Genomic DNA, 18,907 nt, shown 5'->3' on the forward strand with positions numbered 1-18,907 from the left:
GGTACTCCCTAAGGCGGCAGGTCGCCGCCGATCGGCAGTTCGATGTCCATCAGGACTCGGGTGCCACCCCAGTCGCAAAGCTCGAGTGTGGCCGGGTTGCCGTGGGCGACCATCCGGCCCTCCGACACCTCCGGTGTGGCCTGGCAGGCCACGCCGGGACACTTCACCGCCAGCAGCCTCCCGTCCCTACGGTCGTAGGTGACCACCGTCGTCTGTGAGGCGAAGATCCAGGGCCCGTACCCCATCTCGCGAATATGCGACCAGTGGTCGATCGTGCCCTGGACGAGTTCGGCCGGCATTTCCTGCCCGAGGCAATCGCCGAGCACCGGTGCACCGGGAAGCATCGTCTTGCTTCCGTCCGCCGCGCTCACCGCCACGATCCGGAGCAGTCCGTGATCATCGATCCAGTGGACGGACCTGCCGGAATCGAAGGGAACGATGTGAACCGGCACCGAACGTCCCGCACCGTCCTTCATGCGCCCACCCCCTGAGGATATGGCCGGGCTCCACCCGGACAGCCGAGGGAACTCGAAGCCATCCGGGCGGCCCGTTGATGACGCGGACTCTCCGCTATCGCTGTCCAGGGTTCCGCTCAGTGATGTTGATCAGTAGTGGCAAAGCCAGTGGCACGCGCCGTCGCGTTCGTTCCCGGGGGCATCATGGAATTCATGCACACGGGGAAGCTGATTCGCGATCTGCGTGAGGCGCGCGGGTGGTCGCAATCTCGTCTGGCCGACGCTTTGACCGACCATGCCGGGCAACCGATGAGCCGGGAGTACATCTCCCGACGATGGGAGTCCTGTAAGAGCGTCCCGTCCCCGTTCTGGATGCGGCACCTCGCTGCCGTGCTGGATGTCCCTCTGGCAGCGATGGAGTCCGATGTGAACCGCCGCAAGTTCCTGTCCGCCATAGCGGCAACGACGGTCGCTCCCGCTGTGGCGGCAGACCTCCTGGCCGAGGGCTTCTCAGCGCGGCTGCAAGGGGCGGGACCGAGCGTCGAGGAGTGGGGCTCGACGCTGACCGGCTACGGCGCGGACTATATGACCCTCGGCGCCGCCGAGATTCAGAAACGGCTGGCTATCGACCTGGCGGTGATCCAGCAGCAGTGTGACACACCCCGGATGTGGGCTCATGCCTCGCGACTGATGACGCTGTACGCGAAGACATTCCCGGGCTCCGACGGCTCGAAAGCCGTGACCTGGTATCGCATGGCGGCAGAGTCCGCTGACCGTTCTCGCGACATTCACACCCGAGTCTGGGTCCGCGGCCGGGCAGCCATCGCGCTCGGATACGAGGGGGCGTCCCTTCCCGTCGCGAACATGTTCGCCGATCAAGCCCTGTCACTCGATGACCGGCCCTCGCTCGGGCGCTTGAACGCTATCTACGGCAAGGCGCATGCCGCGGCTATCACGGGAGACACCGAGACCGCGCGAGCACTCGACATCGAGGGACGCCGGGTATTCGACCGTACGGGCTCCGGAGACGGCGAAGCATCCGATTACGCGGTCCCGTACTGGCGGCTCGGAGTCTTCCGGTCGCTGCTGTCGGCCCGAATCGGGGACCAGGCAACGGCGGTCGAGGCACAGGACGAAGCCCGCAAACTCCTACCGGCCACCATGCCGAGGTTCGCTACTCACCTGGAGATGCACCGGGGGCTCATGCTGGCCCGGACGGGAGACCGGGAGGGCGGCATCGCCTATGCCCGCGCCGCACTCGACGCGCTACCTCCCGAGAAGCACTCGCTGACACTCCGCATGCTCATGGACGAGGTCTCGGCGTAGCAGACGAGAGGGACCCGGGAGCTTGGCCTGCTCCCGGGCCCCGGAAATGAGTCGCCCCGTGCCTGCGCCGACCTCCGCGGCCGGATCATGGTGACTGCGACGTGCCCTTCCGTTGGACCACCTCGGTAGGAGAACACCGAGAACCGGATTCGAACCGGCACCCCGTCGCCGTGCGTCCGGGCCGCGAGGCCGGAACAAGGGCGACGAATACTCGTGCTGGAGCGAGAGTCTGAACTTGAGAGTCAGGCTGATCGATCAGCGTGAGTTTTTGCGCTCAGGGAGCGCATCCCCCGGCTCGCGGCGGGGGAGTTCGTGGGGTCAGCGGAACAGGTAGCGGAAGACGGCGTCGCCGGTGCGGCGGTCCGCCACCTCGGCGCCGTTGGCCTCCTCGCGGGCGAACTGCACCGCCTCGCGCAGCGTCTCGACCCGCTGCACCAGCTCGTTCACCCGCCGCGCGGGCAGCGCGCCGGAGAACTTCACCGTGGTCCAGTAGCCTACCGCGATGTCCTCGTAGTACACCTCGACCTGCGCCGGGTGCTTCTCCGTCGCCTCCGCTTTGACGTGGTTGCGCGGCACCTTCCTGGTCCGGATGGTGCGCACGGCGTCGGTGCGCCAGGTGTCGGTGGAGTCGTCGAAGGACCAGGACTCGGCGGCGTCCAGTACCGGCAGCGACTTCACGAACTGGTGCAGCTCGGCCAGCTGCTTCTCCAGGAAGAGCAGGTACGAGACCGGTACCTGCGGGAGCAGCACCTCGCCGTCCACGGTGACGTCGGCGGTGGCCGTGGTGTTCGCCCAGTCCTTGGTCGCGGTGACGTCGAAGAGCCGGGTGAGCGTGGCCGCGGTGCGCCGCAGCACCTCCTCGGAGGTGACCTGCACGCGGGTGGACTCGGCCGGAAGCTGCTCGCCCTCCTCGTCCTTGGGCTGGTACGTGCGGGCGATGCCGGCGAGCAGCGCCTGCTTCTGCAGCAGCGCCCTCGCCTCGGCCAGCTCGCGCGCCGAACCGCTCTTCACGCCCTTCTCGACGGCGATGATCTGATTGAGCTTCGTCATGGTCCTCCTCCCCGAATCGTTGCCTCACACCGTCTTTCGCCCCCCGGTGCGGGGACGACGCTACGCGAGCACGCCCGGAGCGCGCCACTGATTAAGTGCCCGTCGAGCGGAAGCGCAACATTCTCGTCGTTCGGCCGTATTACCAGGGCACGACGAGTAACCGGCTCGTCCTTCCCCGGGAGCTCCGATGGCCGCCCGTCTCCGTCGCTTCGTTCGCCTCCTGTTCGCCGCCCGCGATCTCCCGCGGCGATCGCCGCGGCCCGTTCCGACCCCGAAGCCCGCACCCACCCGCAGGCACGCCGCCGTCATCCTCGCCGCGGTCTGCGCCGACGGGATGGCCCGCGCGGTACTCGTTCTGGCCGAGAACGCCGATGCCGAGACGATCGTCGACACCGTGTTCCACGAGGGTGAGCACTGCGGGGCGGTGACGGTCGACGCCTTCGCGCACCTGCAGCGCATCGTGGTCGACCGGAACCTGCACGCCGCGGTGGACATCGGCGATCCCGCCGTCCGCGAGTGGTTCGCGGGGCAGCGGCACAGCCACCTGACCCTCGCGACCGGTGCCGAGCGGTCGGGGGTGCGGATCGCGGCCGAGGCGGCGCTCGCGCGGCACCTCGAGCCGGAGTCCGTCGCGGCCGACGTTCCCGCGCCGGTGGTGATCGCCACCGACGCCTCGGCCCGGGCCGGGCGCCGCGGTGTCGGGGTGGCCTACGTGACGGCCTGCGGCCGGTGGCGCCAGGCGTACCTGCCCGATACCTCGGCGGTCGCCGTCGGCGAGCTCGAAGCCATCCTGCTGGCACTGAGCGACCACCCGGGCCGTCGGGTCACCGTGCTCACCGACAGCAGGAGCGCCATCGACTGGATCGAGGGCCGTGCGGTCATCCGCAGCCAGAGGGTGGCGAAGCGCGTCGACGCCATCCGCCGTCTGCGCACCGACGACGTCGAGATCCATTGGGTGAAGGCGCATTCCGGGCACCTGCTCAACGAGGCGGCCGACCGGCTCGCGGTGGCCGCCCGGCGCAACGTCACGGCCGAGGTGCCCACGGCGGTGCGGGAGTCGATCGCGCGCAATATCGTCGATGAGATGCTGACGAACAGCGACCCCGCGTGCCGGGACGGTCGCGGCTCGCTGCTCAGGTGAGGACGAGGAGTTCGGTGGGGGAGGCGATCTCGACCCGCAGCCCGGCCTTGGCGGCGATCCGGCCGACCCCGCGCACGTCCGAGGGGTCCGCGCGGGTCAGCACGAGGGCGCGGGCCAGCAGCCCCTTGTGGTGCTTGTTGAAGTGGCTGACCACGGTCCGGCTCCCGTCCGGCTGCTCGGTGAGCACGGTGGCGGTGACGGCGCCGGGGACCGGCCCGAGCGCCTGGTAACTGCCGGAGCGCAGGTCGACCACCAACCCGCCCGCCGCCTCGGCGAGCAGCGCGGGGGTGAGCGCGTCCTTCCAGAGCGCGGGCAGGGTGGGCAGCCCGGGGAGGCGGGTGCCGCCGGAGAGGCGGTAGGCGGGGATCGGGTCGCCCGCGCGGACCACGCCGAAGAGCGCGGAGCCGACGGCGAGCCGCTGCAGCGCCTTCGCCTTCTGCGCGCGGGTGAAGGAGCGGGCGTCGAGTGCGTCGTAGAGGACGCCGGTGTAGCGCTCCAGCGCGGGGCGGGTGCGGGAGGTGCGGACGGCGGCATTGCGGGCGATCTCCGCCTCCGCCGATTTGCCGAGCCCGAGCACAGTGGCGGCCGTCGCGGGGTCGGCGGCCAGCTTCTCCACCGCGTCGAGCAGTTGCGCTCGGACCGGGGTCAGCGCGGGCAGCGAGAGCGAGCCGAGGTCGAGCGGGCCGCCGCGCCCGCCGTCGGACTTGGTTTCGGAGGGAGGCAGCAGCACCAGCACGAGCGACAACGGTAGTTCAGCCGGGAAAGCCCTCGCTGCCGACCACCGCCGGCAGCATCGGCCGCTCGGCGTGCGAGGTGCGTTCCCGTGGGCGGTGAACACCGCACCGGAGCCCTGCATCTCTACGATCCCTGCGGTCGGAACATCGATTCGGTGACCGGTGTCATCGGCGCGACAAGCCCTCCTGGCGGATCGGTGTCGAGAATCCAGCGCCTGGTGCGCGGCACGGCGAGACGCACCTGCAAACCGTCAACGGCAAGGGGGTCGGTGCCGCTTGACCGGCCGGGCGGTCTGCACTTTTCCGATTCCTATGGCGTGAGCGATGGCGACATCGAGTTCTCGCTCGGAATCGAGAACGAAGGAGAGGGGCCGGTTCATCTCTACTCGACAGTCTCCGTCCCCCTCACCGAGGTCGAGTGGTCTCCCGGAGGGTGGCCGGAATTCGCGCTGGAACCATCGGCCGGCGCCGGGATAACGACTCCCGCGCCGCCTGCCCGGGTTCCGCGACCCGGCGTGCGGCTGTATGCCGTCCGCCTCGCGCCGAGGGAGGGTCGGCGGGGCGAGGTCCGCGTTCGCGCTCACGGGTATCGGATCGCCGACGACGCCGTCTGGTTCCACTTCGAGTCGCCGCGGCCCGGGGAGCGGTTCGATATCGCCTCGCTCTCCGTGGACCTTCTGGACGGCGATCCCTCGGCTGCGGTCACACGGGTCGACGACCACCCGGGGCCGTGACCTTCGAACGACGCGCGTATCCGGTCTCCGCACTCGGGCACCGGATACGCCCGGTGAGGCGACACCGAGTCTTCGTTTCGCGCCGGACCGGCGGGGCGGCCCGACACCCCCGGTCACTGCCGGACCAGCACGGACTACCCTGTGCAACCGTGATCACCCGCCTCTCCCGCCTCTTCCTGCGTACCCTGCGCGACGACCCGGCCGATGCCGAGGTGCCCAGCCACAAACTGCTCGTGCGCGCGGGTTACGTCCGCCGGATCGCGCCGGGCGTGTACTCGTGGCTACCGCTCGGGCTGCGGGTGCTGCGCCGGGTCGAGGACGTGGTGCGCGCGGAGATGAACGCCATCGGCGCGCAGGAGATCTCGCTGCCCGCGCTGCTGCCGCGCGAGCCCTACGAGGCGACCAAGCGCTGGACCGAGTACGGCGACGCGCTCTTCCGGCTGCGCGACCGCAAGGGCGCCGACTACCTGCTCGGCCCCACTCACGAGGAGCTCTTCGCGCTCACGGTGAAGGGTGAGTACAACTCGTACAAGGACCTGCCGGTCACGCTGTACCAGATCCAGACCAAGTACCGGGACGAGGAGCGGCCGCGGGCGGGCATCCTGCGCGGGCGCGAGTTCATCATGAAGGACTCCTACTCGTTCGACCTGGACGAGGCGGGGCTGAAGGCGAGCTACGCGGCGCACCGCGAGGCGTACCAGCGGATCTTCGAGCGGCTCGGGGTGAAGTACGCCATCGTGGCGGCCACCTCGGGGGCGATGGGCGGTAGCGCGTCGGAGGAGTTCCTGGCCGAGAGCGAGGTGGGTGAGGACACCTACGTGCGGTCGGAGTCGGGGTACGCGGCGAATGTCGAGGCCGTGGTGACGCCGGCGCCGGAGCCGCTGCCGATCGAGGGGCTGCCGGAAGCCGTCGAGCACGACACCCCGGACACCCCGACCATCGCGGCGCTGGTGGAGTGGGCGAACGGCGCGGGAATCGGGGCGGTGACCGCCGCCGACACGCTCAAGAACGTCATGGTCAAGCTGCGGCACCCGGACGGGAAGACCGAGATCGTCGGCATCGGCATCCCCGGCGACCGCGAGGTGGACGGCAAGCGGCTCGGCGCCGCGCTGGAGCCCGCCGAGTTCGAGCTGCTCGACGATGCCGACTTCGCCGCGAACCCGTTCCTGGTGAAGGGGTACATCGGGCCGCGCGGGTTGCAGCGCAACGGGATTCGCTACCTCGTCGACCCGCGCGTCGGCACCGGGACGGCGTGGATCACCGGCGCGGACGCGCCCGGGAAGCATGTGGTCGGGCTGGTGGCCGGGCGCGACTTCACGCCGGACGGGACCATCGAGGCGGCCGAGGTGCGCGACGGCGATCCGGCACCGGACGGGCGCGGGACGCTGGTCACGGCGCGCGGCATCGAGATCGGGCACATCTTCCAGCTCGGCTACAAGTACACCGACGCGTTCGAGGTGGACGTGCTCGGCGAGAACGGCAAGCCGGTGCGGCTGGTCATGGGGTCCTACGGGGTCGGCGTCTCGCGGATGGTCGCGGTGATCGCCGAGCAGCAGCACGACGACAAGGGGCTGCGCTGGCCCGCGGAGGTCGCGCCGTACGACGTGCACGTGGTGATCGCCAACAAGGACGGGGCCGCGCGGGACGGGGCCGAGGAGGTCGTGGCCGGGCTGGATGCCGCCGGGCTCGAGGTGCTCTTCGACGATCGCACCGCCTCGCCGGGCGTCAAGTTCAAGGACGCCGAGCTGCTCGGCATGCCGCTGGTGCTGGTCATCGGCCGCGGCTGGGCGCAGGGCGTCGTGGAGCTGCGCGACCGGTTCAGCGGGGAGGCCGAGGAGATCCCGGCCGCCGAGGCGGTAGCCGCGGTCGTCGCGCGCGTGCGCGGCTGATCGGTCGCGCCGCGAGCGGCCGCTGGGAGGGCCGGGTCCGCTCGTTCGGCGCGGGAAGTCGTGCCCCGGCCGCAACGATCGCTGTTCGCGCGGGGGAGGTCGCCGCGCTGATGAGACGGCACTGCTCGCGGCCGGGGCATCCAGTTCGCGGGCCGACGGCCCTTCAGACCGTCCCGGGAAACGCCACGGTCGGCGGCTCGGCGCCGAGGATGGACTGCCAAGCGGCCAAGCGGAGCGTGGCCTCGGTGAGCGCCTCCACGCCGGTGGTCCGCACCTCGGGCGTGGTCCCCTTCTCGACCACCGAACGCCAGGCGACGGCGCTGTCGGTCTCGACGGTGACCGCGAGCCGGGCCGCCGCCACCGGGTCGGTGACCGGGAACGGGGCGGTGTAGGCGGCGCTCGGGGCGGGCGGGGTGAGCCCGCTCGCGGCGAGCGCGTCGACGGTGGCGTCCCGGCGGGCGCGGTGCGCGGCGGCGTGCTCGGCGAAGACGGTGTAGCGCTCGTCCGCGGCGTAAGCGGCGATGACCCCGTAGGCGTAGACGGCGGCGTACTCGGCGTCGAGCGCGGTGCTCAGCGCCTCCTGGTCCGGGGTCATGCGAGCAGTACCTCCGCGTGCGCGGCGCACGCCGCGCTGATCGAGGCGAGCAGCCCGGCGCGGTACCCGGTCTGGGTGCGCGCCAGGTCGGCCGCCGAACGGCGGGAACGGGTGAGCCGGTCGCGCAGCTGCTGCAGCGTGGGCGGTGCGGTGCTGCCGCCGGTCGCGCCGGTGATCGGGTCGACGGTCGGCTCGGCGGGCAGCGCGGCGCGGGTGCGGTGCACGGGGGTGGTGCCGTCGCCGTAGTGGCCGACCACCCTGGCGATCTCGGCGCGCAGCGCGTCCGCGTGCGCGGTGCGCTCGGCCGCCACCGTCGCGAGGGCGCGCGCTCGGGCGGGTTCGGTGGCCGCCATGGCGGTGGCCGCGGCCGCGTCGACGCGGGCCCGTTCCTCCTGCCCGGCCAGCTGGTCCGGATCGTGCACCGGGTCGCTCGCGCAGCCCGCGGCCGCGCCGAGCAGCAGCACCCCCGCGGCGGCACCGGCCCCGGCGCGCAGGGCGGTACGGCGATCGACCACGGGTCGGGACGCGGGAGGGCGGTTCGGCACGCGCCCCATCGTGCCAGACCGCGGCGGCCGGGCAGGCATCGGAACCCGGGCCCCGAAGTTGTCCGCGCGGAACCGATTCCACCGGGTCCGGTACCGTGGCTGCGGGGCGGGGAACTACGAAGAACGGCAGGTCCGAGACGAATGAGCATCCGAGACGTACCGGTGCGCACCCTGGCTGGCGAGCAGACCACCCTGGCCGACGTGGCCGGTGACCGCGCTGCCCTCGTGGTGAACGTCGCCAGCAAGTGCGGGCTGACGCCGCAGTACAGCGCCCTGGTCGAGCTGCAGAAGCAGTACGGCCCGCGCGGCTTCACCGTGATCGGCGTCCCCAGCAACCAGTTCATGGGCCAGGAGCCGGGCAGCGCGGAGGAGATCCAGGAGTTCTGCTCCACCACCTACGGTGTCGACTTCCCGCTCCTCGAGAAGACCGACGTGAACGGTGACGAGCGGCACGAGCTGTACCGGACGCTCACCGAGACCGCCGACGCCGACGGCACCGCGGGCGATGTCCAGTGGAACTTCGAGAAGTTCCTGGTCGACCGGGAGGGCAAGGTCGTCGGCCGTTTCCGGCCGCGCACCACCCCGGACGCCCCCGAGGTCACCGCCGCCATCGAAGCGGCGCTCTAGCCACAGCCCCCGACCGGAGCCGCCGCCCCGCCGGGAGCGGCGGCTCCGTCGCGTCTCGGATGCCCGGAGTTCGCTCCGGCTCGCCGCCGGGGGGACCCCGCCGACCAGCGGATTGCGTTCTACACTCTCCGGGCGCGTTACGCTAGACCCTCGGCACAGGAACTTCCGACCCCCGTACAACTGAACCAGGAGCCGCCCACATGTCGTTGCCGACCGAGGAGAGGGTGAGCCAGCTCGTCGCTGGCCTCGTCGAGGGCCGAGGTTTCGATCTGGAGGGGGTCTCGATCGCGGGCGGCCGCAGCGGGCAGGCGAAGGTCACCATCGTGGTCGACCGGGACGCCGCCACCGACCTGGACACCGTCGCGGAGCTGAGCGCCGACCTGTCCGAGGTGCTGGACACCGCGGGCGACTTCGGCGAGGCCGCCTACCTGCTCGAGGTCACCACTCCCGGCGTGGAGCGCCCGCTGGACGCGGAGCGGCACTGGCGCCGGGCGCGGGGCCGGAAGGCGCGGATCACGCTGCGCACCGGCGCGCCGCACCCGGAGCCGGGAGCGGGCAGCCGCTTCGAGGCGCGCATCGGCGCGCTCACCGGGGACTCGATCGCGCTCGTGCTCGGCGGCAGGCGCAACCCGCACCGGGTCACCGTGCCGCTCGCCGATATCGCCGAGGCGGTGGTACAGGTGGAGTTCAACGCCCCCGGCGCCGCCGAACTCGAACTGGCCGGTGGCGTCGTTCCCGGCCGGCCCGACCCGCGCACCGAGAGCGCGACCCCGCTACCCGGCGACGATTCGTCGTCCGACAGTGCCATCGAGCCGCAGAGCGGCAGCGCCACCGAGCCGCAGACCGAAGGGATCGTGGAATGAACATCGAGATCGAAGCTCTGCGCGCCATCGTCACCGACAAGGGCATCTCCATCGAGACGGTGATCGCCGCGATCGAGTCGGCGCTGCTCACCGCCTACCGGCACACCGAGGGGCACCAGCCCGACGCCTACATCGACATCAACCAGAAGACCGGCGTGGTCCGGGTGATGGCGCGCGAGGTGGACGCCGACGGCAACGTCCTCTCCGAGTGGGACGACACCCCGGAGGGGTTCGGCCGGATCGCGGCCACCACCGCCCGCCAGGTGGTGCTGCAGCGGCTGCGGGACGCCGAGAACGAGAAGTCCTTCGGCGAGTTCGCCACGCACGAGGGCGACATCGTCGGCGGCGTGGTGCAGCGCGACGCCAGGGCCAATGCCAGGGGCACCATCGTGGTCCGGATCGGCAGCGAGGTGAACGGCACCGAGGGGCTCATCCCGCCCGCCGAGCAGGTGCCCGGCGAGCACTACGAGCACGGCGACCGGGTCAAGTGCTACGTGGTCGGGGTCTCCCGGGGCCAGCGCGGCCCGCAGATCACGCTCTCCCGCACGCACCCGAACCTGGTGCGCAGGCTCTTCGCGCTGGAGGTTCCGGAGATCGCGGACGGCTCGGTGGAGATCGTCGCGGTGGCCCGCGAGGCCGGGCACCGCTCCAAGATCGCGGTGCGCAGCATGGTCTCCGGGGTGAACGCCAAGGGCGCCTGCATCGGGCCGATGGGGCAGCGGGTGCGCAACGTCATGAGCGAGCTGGCCGGCGAGAAGATCGACATCATCGACTACGCCGACGACCCGGCGTCCTTCGTCGGCAACGCGCTCTCGCCCTCCAAGGTGGTTTCGGTCACAGTGGTCGATCCGGACGCCCGCGCGGCCCGCGTCGTGGTGCCGGACTACCAGTTGTCGCTGGCCATCGGCAAGGAAGGGCAGAACGCCAGGCTCGCCGCGCGGCTCACCGGCTGGCGGATCGACATCCGCAGCGATGCCGCTCCCGAGGTCGGCGACGGGGTGCGCAGCGAGGCCAACCGGAGTTGACCGAATCGATCGGGGGGGAGCGGTTCGATCTTCCGGCCCCGGCAGCGGTATCATGGAAGAAGGTTCAGCACGCGGGGCCGGTCCGGACTTGTATCGGATGCCGGAAACGCGAGCTGGCCGCCGATCTGTTGCGGATCGTGGTGCGAGCGGAAGACGCCGGAGACGGCGCCCCGACGGTCGTCCCCGACCCGCGGCACAGACTTCCCGGAAGGGGTGCCTGGCTGCACCCCGTTTCGTCTTGTCTGAGCGCGGCGCACAAGCGCCGGGCGTTCGGCAGAGCACTACGAGTGTCCGGACATCTGGATATCTCAGCCCTGGAGCATCACCTCGAGAACAGGCACGAGCACTCATGAGCACACCGTGAAGTACCAACGATGATCGTCCATCGGAGATAATCCGAGGTCGTGCGGGCTGCCGTCCCAGGAACGGCGGAGCTGCTCGACCTCTCAGTAGAGGAGAGCAGTGGCAGGCAAGGCCCGCGTGCACGAGTTGGCCAAGGAACTCGGTGTCACCAGTAAGCAACTACTCGCAACGCTCAAGGAGCAGGGCGAGTTCGTGAAGTCGGCGTCGTCGACGGTGGAAGCCCCCGTCGCCCGCAGGCTGCGTGAGTCGTTCTCGAGCAAATCGTCGAACGGCACCAGGTCCGGGGCGCGCCCCGGCGATTCCGGAGCTCGCTCCGGTGGCGACGCCGCGGCCAGGCCGGCCGCGCGTCCGCAGCCCGGTGGCGGTCCCCGCCCCGGCCCCCGCACCCCGTCCGATCGCGGTCCCGAGCGCAACGGCGCCCCGGCACCCGCCCAGCGGGAGAGCAACGGCACCGCCGCGGCCGCCCCGCAGACCGGCGCTGCCCCCGCGCAGCGCCCGGTCGACGCCCCGCGTCCCGGCCCGGCCGTCAAGCCCGGCCCGGCTCGCCCGGCCACCCCGCCGCCTGCACCGGCCGCACCGGCCGCGCAGAGCGCGCCCGCCGGTCAGCGCCCCGCCCCCGGTGGCGCGCGTCCCGGCCAGCAGCAGCCGCAACAGCAGCAGCGCCCCGGTCAGCCGCAGCAGCAGCGCCCCGGCGGCCCGCAGGCGGGTGGCCCCCGTCCCGGTGGCCCCAAGCCGGGTCCGAAGCCGCCGCGTGTCGGTAACAACCCCTTCTCTTCCGCGCCCGATCGGGAGCGGCCCGCGCCGCGTCCGGCCGCTGGTCCCGGTGGCCCCCGTCCGGGGCCGCGTCCGGGCCCGGCTCCGGGTGGCGCGCCGCGTCCGGCCGCAGCGGCCGGTCCCGGTGGCCCCCGTCCGGGTGGCCCGCGGCCGAGCCCCGGCTCGATGCCGCCGCGCCCGAACCCGGGTGCGATGCCGCAGCGTGCGGCGCGTCCCGGCGGTGCGGGCGGCGCCGGTCGTCCCGGCGGCGGTCGTCCCGGCGGTGCGCCCGGCGGCGGCGGTCGTCCCGGCGGCGGTGGCGGTGGCGGTGGCTACCGCGGCGGCGGCGGTGGTACCGGCGCTCCCGCAGGTACCGGTGCTCCCGCTGGTGGTGGCGGTTTCCGCGGCCGTCCCGGTGGCGGCGGTGGCCGTCCGGGTGGTCCCGGTGGCCGCGGCGGTGCCGCGGGTGCCTTCGGCCGTCCCGGTGGCGCGCCCCGGCGCGGTCGCAAGTCGAAGCGGCAGAAGCGCCAGGAATACGATTCGATGCAGGCGCCCGCCGTCGGCGGCGTCCGGCTGCCGCGCGGCAACGGCGAGACCATCCGGCTCGCCCGCGGCGCCTCGCTCTCGGACTTCGCGGAGAAGATCGACGCGAACCCGGCAGCCCTGGTGCAGGCGCTGTTCAACCTCGGCGAGATGGTCACCGCGACCCAGTCGGTGAACGACGAGACCCTCGAGCTGCTCGGCGGCGAGATGAACTACGTCGTCCAGGTGGTCAGCCCGGAGGACGAGGACCGCGAGCTGCTGGAGAGCTTCGACCTCACCTACGGCGAGGACGAGGGCGACGAGGGCGACCTCGAGCAGCGGCCGCCGGTGGTCACCGTCATGGGCCACGTCGACCACGGCAAGACCCGCCTGCTCGACACCGTCCGCAAGGCCAACGTCCGCGAGGGCGAGGCCGGTGGCATCACCCAGCACATCGGCGCCTACCAGGTGCTCACGCACCTGAACGACACCGACCGGCTGATCACCTTCATCGACACCCCGGGCCACGAGGCGTTCACCGCCATGCGTGCCCGCGGCGCGAAGGCCACCGACATCGCGATCCTCGTGGTCGCGGCCGACGACGGCGTCATGCCGCAGACGGTGGAGGCGATCAACCACGCCCAGGCGGCCGACGTGCCGATCGTGGTGGCGGTGAACAAGATCGACAAGGAGGGCGCGAACCCGGAGAAGATCCGGCAGCAGCTCACCGAGTACAACCTGGTCGCCGAGGAGTACGGCGGCGACACCATGTTCGTCGACATCTCCGCCAAGCAGGGCACCAATATCGACGCGCTGCTCGAGGCCGTGCTGCTCACCGCGGACGCGGCGCTCGACCTGCGGGCCAACCCGGAGCAGGACGCGCAGGGTGTCGCCATCGAGGCGCACCTCGACCGCGGCCGCGGCCCGGTGGCCACCGTGCTGATCCAGCGCGGCACGCTGCGGGTCGGCGACTCGATCGTGGCGGGCGACGCCTACGGCCGCGTCCGCCGCATGGTGGACGAGCACGGCGACGACGTCGACGCCGCACTGCCCTCCCGGCCGGTGCAGGTCATCGGCTTCACCTCGGTGCCGGGCGCGGGTGACAACCTGCTCGTGGTCGACGAGGACCGGATCGCCAGGCAGATCGCCGACCGGCGCAACGCCCGCAAGCGCAACGCGCTGCAGGCCCGCAGCCGCAAGCGGATCAGCCTCGAGGATCTGGATGCCGCGCTGAAGGAGACCAGCGAGCTGAACCTGATCCTGAAGGGCGACAACTCCGGCACCGTCGAGGCGCTGGAGGAGGCGCTGCTGCAGATCGACCTCGGCGACGAGGTCCGGCTGCGGATCATCGACCGCGGTGTCGGTGGCGTCACCGAGACGAACGTCAACCTGGCGTCCGCCTCGAACGCGATCATCATCGGCTTCAACGTCCGTGCGGAGGGCAAGGCCACCGAGCTGGCCAACCGCGAGGGCGTCGACATCCGGTACTACTCGGTGATCTACCAGGCGATCGACGAGATCGAGAAGGCGCTCAAGGGCCTGCTCAAGCCGATCTACGAGGAGGTCGAGCTGGGTCGCGCCGAGATCAGGCAGATCTTCCGCTCCTCGAAGTTCGGCAATATCGCCGGCTGCATGGTGCTCTCCGGCTCGGTCAAGCGGAACGCCAAGGCGCGCCTGCTGCGGGACAACGTGGTGATCGTGGAGACCATGACCATCTCCTCGCTGCGCCGGGAGAAGGACGACGCGACCGAGGTCCGCGAGGGCTTCGAATGCGGTATGACCGTCACCTACTCCGACATCAAGGACGGCGACATCATCGAGGCGTACGAGCTGCGCGAGAAGCCGCGCGACTGACGGTTCGCACCGTCGGGGCGCCCCGGCCTCCGGGTCGGGGCGCCCTCGTGCGGCCCTACCCGGAGGTGAACGTGTACCTCGATGCACTGGAATTCGACATCCTGCTCGGGGACGTGCACTCGCTCAAGGAGAAGCGCAAGGTGATCCGGCCGGTACTGGCCGAATTGCAGCGCTTCGGGGTGAGTGCCGCCGAGGGCGGGGACCACGATCTCCATCGCCGCTCCCAGCTGGGTGTGGCGCTGGTGAGCGCGGGAATGGATCAATTGACAACGGTCCTCGACCGTTGTGAGCGGCACGTGGCCGCGCGTCCGGAGCTAGAGTTGCTGGCGGTGCGCCGCCGCATCTTCGGACCGGAGGACTGAGAACGTCCTCGCCGACGCCGTTCCCATATCAGGACAGGAGGAACCGGCCATGGTGGATCAGGCCAGGGCACGCCGGCTCGCGAAGCGGATCTCCTCGATCGTGGCGACCGCGATCGAGTACGAGATCAAGGACCCGCGTCTGCGTTTCATCACCATCACCGACGCCAAGGTCACCGGCGACCTGCGCGACGCCACCGTCTACTACACGGTGCGCGGTGAAACCCTCGACGCGGAGCCGGATTACACCGCCGCCGCGGCCGGGCTGGAGAAGGCCAAGGGGGTGCTGCGCTCGAAGGTGGGCGCGGGCACCGGAATCAAGTTCACCCCGACGCTGGCGTTCGTGCTCGACACCGTGCCGGACGCCGCGCGCGAGATGGAAGAGCTGCTGGCCCGCGCCAAGAAGCTGGACGACGAGGTGGCCAGGGTGGCGGCGAACGCGACCCCGGCCGGCGAGCCGGATCCGTACAAGAGCGAACGCGGCGACGACGAGTAACCGGCGTCGAGCATGATCTCCACGGATGAGCCGGTCGAGCTCGGCCCGGCGGTACGAGCGCTGGACGCGGCTCGATCGGTCACCATCCTCTGTCACGTGCAGCCGGACGCCGACACCGTCGGCAGCGGGCTGGCGCTGGCGCTGGTGCTGCGCAGGCGCGGGATTCCGGTGCGGGTCTCGTTCGCCGAACCGGCGGCGCTCGCGGTCTCCCTGCGCACGCTGCCCGGCGCCGAGCTGCTCGTCCCGCCCGCGGAGGTACCCGCCGAGGTGGACCTGCTGGTCACCGTCGACTGCGGCAGCGCGGGGCGGCTCGGTGCGCTCGGCGATCGGCTGGCGGGCGCGGGCACCACGCTCGTGATCGACCACCACCGCTCGAACACCCGGTTCGGGGCGATCAACCTCATCGACCCCGACGCGGAATCGACCGCGGGCCTGGTCGCCCGGGTGCTGGACGCCTGGGGCGAGGAGATCGACGCGCCGGTGGCGCACTGCCTGTACGCGGGGCTGGTCACCGACACCGGGTCGTTCCGCTGGGTGCGGCCCGGCACGCACGGGCTGGCCGAGCGGCTGCTCGGTACCGGGATCGACGGCGCCGAGATCTCCCGCGGGCTGCTGGACACGCACCCCTTCGGCTGGCTGCCCATGCTCGCCTCGGTGCTCGGCAGCGCGCGGCTCGCGCCCGGCGTGCGTGGCGGGATCGGGCTGGCGTACGCCTTCGTGCGCCGGACCGACCTGCGCGGGCTCGGTGCGGAGGAGGTGGAGAGCGTGATCGATATCGTGCGCACCAGCGCCGAGGCCGGGATCGCCGCCGTCTTCAAGGAGCACCGGACGGTCGACGGCCGCTGGACCGTCTCGCTGCGCTCCCGTAACAGCGGGCCGGGAGCGGCCGACGGAGTCGACGTGTCCGCCGTTGCCACCGCGCTCGGCGGCGGCGGGCACCGCTTCGCGGCCGGGTACACCGCGCACGGAACCGCCGACGACATCCTCGCCGCCCTGCTCGCCGCACTCGAATGAGCGAGGGTGACCTGCCCGGCCCGTCGGTGACCCAGCGAGATCTCGTCGCGCGTGCTTCCGGCACGGAACGCCCCCACCCCGAACCTGCCACGGTCGGCGCCGCTCCGGAACACGCTGCCCCCGAGCCGGCCGCGAAGGGTGCCGACACCGGTCAGGGACGTGCTGCCGCCCCCGGTGCGGCGCCGGCCACCGCCCCCGCACCTCCGGCGGCCGACGCCGGACCGCGGCGGCTGCTGGCACTGGCCGTTCCGACGCTCGGCGTGCTCGTCGCCGAGCCGATCTACCTGCTCTTCGACCTCGCCGTGGTCGGCAGGCTTGGCGCGCAGGCGCTGGCCGGGCTCGCGGTCGGCGGGCTGATTTTGACGCTGGCGAGCACTCAGCTCACCTTCCTCTCCTACGGCACGACGGCGCGCTCCGCGCGCAGGCACGGCGCGGGGGACCGGGCCGGCGCGGTTGCGGAGGGTGTGCAGGCCACCTGGCTGGCGCTCGGCATCGGGCTGGCGCTGCTGCTCGCGGTGCAGGCGGCGGCAGCCCCGCTCACCCGGGTGATCGCGGGCGGCGCCGAGATCGCGGGCCAGGCGCTGCCCTGGGTGCGGATCGCGCTGTTCGGGGTCCCGCTGATCCTGATCGCCATGGCGGGCAACGGCTGGCTGCGCGGCGTGCAGGAGACCAGGCGGCCACTGATCTTCGTGGTGTGCGGCCTCGCGCTCTCGGCGGTGCTCTGCCCGCTGCTCGTGCACGGGCTGTGGTTCGCCCCGCACTGGGGGCTCCCCGGCTCCGCGGTGGCGAACGTCGCCGGCCAGGCCGTGACCGCAGTGCTCTTCCTGTTCGCACTGGTCAGGGAGCGCGCGGCACTGCGCCCGCGCGGAGCGGTCATGCGCAAGCAGTTGGTGCTCGGCCGCGACCTCATCGTGCGCAGCCTCGCCTTCCAGGCCTGCTTCGTCTCCGCCGCCGCGGTCGCCTCCCGGTTCGGCGCGGCCTCGGTGGCCGCGCACCAGGTGGTGCTGCAGCTCTGGAACTTCCTCGCGCTCACCCTCGACGCGCTCGCCATCGCCGCCCAGACCCTGGTCGGCGCGGCACTCGGCGGCGGTGACGCGCGCGGCGCCCGCGGGCTGGCCGGCCGGGTGACCCGGTGGTCGCTGCTCTTCGCGGTGGCGCTGGCCGGCTGCTTCGCGCTCGCCGCCGCGGTGCTGCCGCCGCTGTTCACCACCGACCCGGCGGTGCTGGACCGGATCGCCGTCATCTGGTGGTTCTTCGTCGCCATCATCCCGGTGGCCGGCGTGGTGTTCGCGCTCGACGGCGTGCTGCTCGGCGCGGGCGACGCCGCGTATCTGCGCACCACGACCATGGCGGCCGCGCTGGTCGCCTTCCTGCCCGCGATCTGGCTGGCCCTGGTCTTCGGCTGGGGTGTCGCCGGAATCTGGTCCGGGCTGGTCGCCTTCATGCTCGCGCGGCTGCTCGCGGTCGGTTCCCGGGCGATCTCCGGACGCTGGGCCCGGGTCGGCGCGGACCTCCCGGTGCGCTGATCGAGGAGCGCCACCCGTGTGCTGCCCGACCGGCCCGCCGCCGGGTGTGGCACCGTTGATCGGGTGATACCCAAGTTGATGGCGGTGAGCGACATCCACGTCGGCCACCAGGGCAACAGGCCCGTGGTCGAGCAGATCCGCGCGGACTCGCCGGAGGACTGGCTGATCGTCGCCGGCGACGTCGCGGAGAAGACCGAGGACATCCGCTGGGCGCTGGAGCTGCTGCGCAGCCGGTTCGCCAAGGTCATCTGGGTGCCGGGCAACCACGAGCTCTGGACCACAGCGAAGGACCCGGTGCAGATGCACGGGGCGCCGCGCTACGACTACCTGGTCTCGCTCTGCCGCGACCTGGACGTGCTCACCCCGGAGGACCCGTACGCCGTGTGGCGCGGCGCGGGCGCCGAGGAGCACGGCGGCGCCGTCACCCTGGTGCCGATGTTCCTGCTCTACGACTACTCGTTCCTGCCCGCGGGCACGAACACCAAGGCCGAGGGGCTCGCGGTGGCGCGCGAGCGCAATGTGGTCGCCACCGACGAGTTCCTGCTCGCGCCGGACCCGTACGTCACCCGCGACGCCTGGTGCCATGCCAGGGTGCAGGTTACCGAGCGCAGGCTGAACGCGCTCGAGCCGAACACGCCGGTGGTACTGATCAACCACTTCCCGCTGGTCAGGGAGCCCACCGACGTGCTCTTCTACCCGGAGTTCGCGCTCTGGTGCGGCACAACGCTCACCGCCGAGTGGCATCTGCGCTACAACACGGTCTGCTCGGTCTACGGGCACCTGCACATCCCGCGCACCTCCTGGTACGACGGCGTGCGCTTCGAGGAGGTCTCGCTCGGCTACCCGCGCGAGTGGCAGCGCCGCGGCCTGCCGGACAACCTGCTGCGCCAGATCCTGCCCGCCCCCGAGTACCCGCCGGGTTCGCTGAACGAGTTCGGTGGCCACTTCCGGATCACCCCGGAGATGGCGGCCGCCGCCGAGGAGATGCGGGCGAAGGCGCAGCGGCGGCGCGGCATCTGACGGCGGCTGGACTAGG

At 71.9% G+C, this 18,907-nt stretch carries 19 protein-coding genes; 14 read left to right on the plus strand and 5 right to left on the minus strand.

The genetic code is table 11. The features are described from left to right. Positions 1–8 precede the first annotated feature (8 nt). A complete protein-coding gene (locus ACFO0B_RS08095; protein WP_378611702.1) occupies positions 9–476 on the minus strand; it encodes a hypothetical protein in 468 nt (155 codons plus the stop codon). A 183-nt stretch (positions 477–659) separates the two neighbouring features. Here ACFO0B_RS08095 and ACFO0B_RS08100 point away from each other — a divergent pair, with 183 nt between their 5' ends. Further along, positions 660–1,781, plus strand: coding sequence for a helix-turn-helix domain-containing protein (locus ACFO0B_RS08100; protein WP_378611703.1), 1,122 nt, complete (start codon positions 660–662; stop codon positions 1,779–1,781). A gap of 318 nt (positions 1,782–2,099) precedes the next feature. Here ACFO0B_RS08100 and ACFO0B_RS08105 read toward each other — a convergent pair whose 3' ends face one another. Continuing rightward, positions 2,100–2,831, minus strand: coding sequence for a DUF7873 family protein (locus ACFO0B_RS08105; RefSeq protein WP_378611705.1), 732 nt, complete (start codon positions 2,829–2,831; stop codon positions 2,100–2,102). 187 nt (positions 2,832–3,018) lie between these two features. On the opposite strand from ACFO0B_RS08105, the gene ACFO0B_RS08110 reads away from it, so the two are divergent. Then, on the plus strand, positions 3,019–3,972 hold the full coding sequence (locus ACFO0B_RS08110) for a ribonuclease HI (protein WP_378611706.1): 954 nt from the start codon (positions 3,019–3,021) through the stop codon (positions 3,970–3,972). Here ACFO0B_RS08110 and yaaA read toward each other — a convergent pair. Further along, positions 3,965–4,708, minus strand: coding sequence for a peroxide stress protein YaaA (gene yaaA / locus ACFO0B_RS08115; protein WP_378611707.1), 744 nt, complete (start codon positions 4,706–4,708; stop codon positions 3,965–3,967). The genes ACFO0B_RS08110 and yaaA overlap by 8 nt on opposite strands. Before the next feature lie 87 nt (positions 4,709–4,795). Between yaaA and ACFO0B_RS08120 the strand changes: the two genes are divergently transcribed. Together ACFO0B_RS08120 and ACFO0B_RS08125 are read left to right on the plus strand one after the other, a co-directional pair. After that, a complete protein-coding gene (locus ACFO0B_RS08120; protein WP_378611708.1) occupies positions 4,796–5,440 on the plus strand; it encodes a hypothetical protein in 645 nt (214 codons plus the stop codon). A 149-nt stretch (positions 5,441–5,589) separates the two neighbouring features. Continuing rightward, positions 5,590–7,329, plus strand: coding sequence for a proline--tRNA ligase (locus ACFO0B_RS08125; protein WP_378611709.1), 1,740 nt, complete (start codon positions 5,590–5,592; stop codon positions 7,327–7,329). Between the two features lie 163 nt (positions 7,330–7,492). Here the strand turns inward: ACFO0B_RS08125 and ACFO0B_RS08130 are convergent, their stop codons facing one another. Further along, positions 7,493–7,924 carry a ferritin-like domain-containing protein gene (locus ACFO0B_RS08130; protein WP_378611710.1) on the minus strand — a complete coding sequence of 144 codons (432 nt, stop codon included), beginning with the start codon at positions 7,922–7,924 and terminating at the stop codon, positions 7,493–7,495. Beyond that, on the minus strand, positions 7,921–8,478 hold the full coding sequence (locus ACFO0B_RS08135) for a hypothetical protein (RefSeq protein ID WP_378611711.1): 558 nt from the start codon (positions 8,476–8,478) through the stop codon (positions 7,921–7,923). The genes ACFO0B_RS08130 and ACFO0B_RS08135 overlap by 4 nt, the downstream gene beginning before the upstream one ends. 132 nt (positions 8,479–8,610) lie before the next feature. Here ACFO0B_RS08135 and ACFO0B_RS08140 point away from each other — a divergent pair, with 132 nt between their 5' ends. The 10 genes from ACFO0B_RS08140 (at position 8,611) to ACFO0B_RS08185 (ending at position 18,891) form a co-directional block, all read left to right on the plus strand. Further along, a complete protein-coding gene (locus ACFO0B_RS08140) occupies positions 8,611–9,096 on the plus strand; it encodes a glutathione peroxidase (protein WP_378611712.1) in 486 nt (161 codons plus the stop codon). A gap of 200 nt (positions 9,097–9,296) precedes the next feature. After that, positions 9,297–9,959 carry a ribosome maturation factor RimP gene (gene rimP / locus ACFO0B_RS08145; RefSeq protein WP_378611713.1) on the plus strand — a complete coding sequence of 221 codons (663 nt, stop codon included), beginning with the start codon at positions 9,297–9,299 and terminating at the stop codon, positions 9,957–9,959. After that, positions 9,956–10,984 (plus strand): transcription termination factor NusA, encoded by a 1,029-nt coding sequence (gene nusA, locus ACFO0B_RS08150; protein WP_378611714.1) that lies wholly within the window; start codon positions 9,956–9,958, stop codon positions 10,982–10,984. The genes rimP and nusA overlap by 4 nt, the downstream gene beginning before the upstream one ends. An 8-nt stretch (positions 10,985–10,992) precedes the next feature. Continuing rightward, positions 10,993–11,337 carry a YlxR family protein gene (locus tag ACFO0B_RS08155; protein WP_378611880.1) on the plus strand — a complete coding sequence of 115 codons (345 nt, stop codon included), beginning with the start codon at positions 10,993–10,995 and terminating at the stop codon, positions 11,335–11,337. A 109-nt stretch (positions 11,338–11,446) separates the two neighbouring features. Beyond that, positions 11,447–14,476 carry a translation initiation factor IF-2 gene (gene infB, locus ACFO0B_RS08160; protein WP_378611715.1) on the plus strand — a complete coding sequence of 1,010 codons (3,030 nt, stop codon included), beginning with the start codon at positions 11,447–11,449 and terminating at the stop codon, positions 14,474–14,476. A 71-nt stretch (positions 14,477–14,547) separates the two neighbouring features. Then, positions 14,548–14,838 (plus strand): DUF503 domain-containing protein, encoded by a 291-nt coding sequence (locus ACFO0B_RS08165; RefSeq protein WP_378611716.1) that lies wholly within the window; start codon positions 14,548–14,550, stop codon positions 14,836–14,838. 49 nt (positions 14,839–14,887) lie between these two features. After that, positions 14,888–15,331, plus strand: a complete 444-nt coding sequence (gene rbfA / locus ACFO0B_RS08170) for a 30S ribosome-binding factor RbfA (RefSeq protein ID WP_378611717.1) — start codon at positions 14,888–14,890, stop codon at positions 15,329–15,331. A 12-nt stretch (positions 15,332–15,343) separates the two neighbouring features. After that, on the plus strand, positions 15,344–16,345 hold the full coding sequence (locus ACFO0B_RS08175) for a DHH family phosphoesterase (protein WP_378611718.1): 1,002 nt from the start codon (positions 15,344–15,346) through the stop codon (positions 16,343–16,345). Further along, positions 16,342–17,871: an MATE family efflux transporter gene (locus ACFO0B_RS08180; RefSeq protein ID WP_378611719.1), complete on the plus strand. Its 1,530-nt coding sequence runs from the start codon at positions 16,342–16,344 to the stop codon at positions 17,869–17,871. Before ACFO0B_RS08175 ends, ACFO0B_RS08180 begins: the two co-directional genes overlap by 4 nt. A gap of 63 nt (positions 17,872–17,934) precedes the next feature. Further along, positions 17,935–18,891 carry a metallophosphoesterase family protein gene (locus ACFO0B_RS08185; RefSeq protein ID WP_378611720.1) on the plus strand — a complete coding sequence of 319 codons (957 nt, stop codon included), beginning with the start codon at positions 17,935–17,937 and terminating at the stop codon, positions 18,889–18,891. Positions 18,892–18,907: the final 16 nt, after the last annotated feature.

It is taken from the genome of Nocardia jiangsuensis (assembly GCF_042650385.1).
Classification (GTDB): domain Bacteria; phylum Actinomycetota; class Actinomycetes; order Mycobacteriales; family Mycobacteriaceae; genus Nocardia; species Nocardia jiangsuensis.

What these genes read in the sequence shown, in the direction of transcription:
- ACFO0B_RS08095 (WP_378611702.1), bottom strand. Translation starts at nt 476, where the DNA reads ATGAAGGACGGTGCGGGACGTTCGGTGCCGGTTCACATCGTTCCCTTC.
- ACFO0B_RS08100 (WP_378611703.1), top strand. Translation starts at nt 660, where the DNA reads ATGGAATTCATGCACACGGGGAAGCTGATTCGCGATCTGCGTGAGGCG.
- ACFO0B_RS08105 (WP_378611705.1), bottom strand. Translation starts at nt 2,831, where the DNA reads ATGACGAAGCTCAATCAGATCATCGCCGTCGAGAAGGGCGTGAAGAGC.
- ACFO0B_RS08110 (WP_378611706.1), top strand. Translation starts at nt 3,019, where the DNA reads ATGGCCGCCCGTCTCCGTCGCTTCGTTCGCCTCCTGTTCGCCGCCCGC.
- ACFO0B_RS08130 (WP_378611710.1), bottom strand. Translation starts at nt 7,924, where the DNA reads ATGACCCCGGACCAGGAGGCGCTGAGCACCGCGCTCGACGCCGAGTAC.
- ACFO0B_RS08135 (WP_378611711.1), bottom strand. Translation starts at nt 8,478, where the DNA reads ATGGGGCGCGTGCCGAACCGCCCTCCCGCGTCCCGACCCGTGGTCGAT.
- ACFO0B_RS08140 (WP_378611712.1), top strand. Translation starts at nt 8,611, where the DNA reads ATGAGCATCCGAGACGTACCGGTGCGCACCCTGGCTGGCGAGCAGACC.
- rimP (WP_378611713.1), top strand. Translation starts at nt 9,297, where the DNA reads ATGTCGTTGCCGACCGAGGAGAGGGTGAGCCAGCTCGTCGCTGGCCTC.
- nusA (WP_378611714.1), top strand. Translation starts at nt 9,956, where the DNA reads ATGAACATCGAGATCGAAGCTCTGCGCGCCATCGTCACCGACAAGGGC.
- rbfA (WP_378611717.1), top strand. Translation starts at nt 14,888, where the DNA reads ATGGTGGATCAGGCCAGGGCACGCCGGCTCGCGAAGCGGATCTCCTCG.
- ACFO0B_RS08175 (WP_378611718.1), top strand. Translation starts at nt 15,344, where the DNA reads ATGATCTCCACGGATGAGCCGGTCGAGCTCGGCCCGGCGGTACGAGCG.
- ACFO0B_RS08180 (WP_378611719.1), top strand. Translation starts at nt 16,342, where the DNA reads ATGAGCGAGGGTGACCTGCCCGGCCCGTCGGTGACCCAGCGAGATCTC.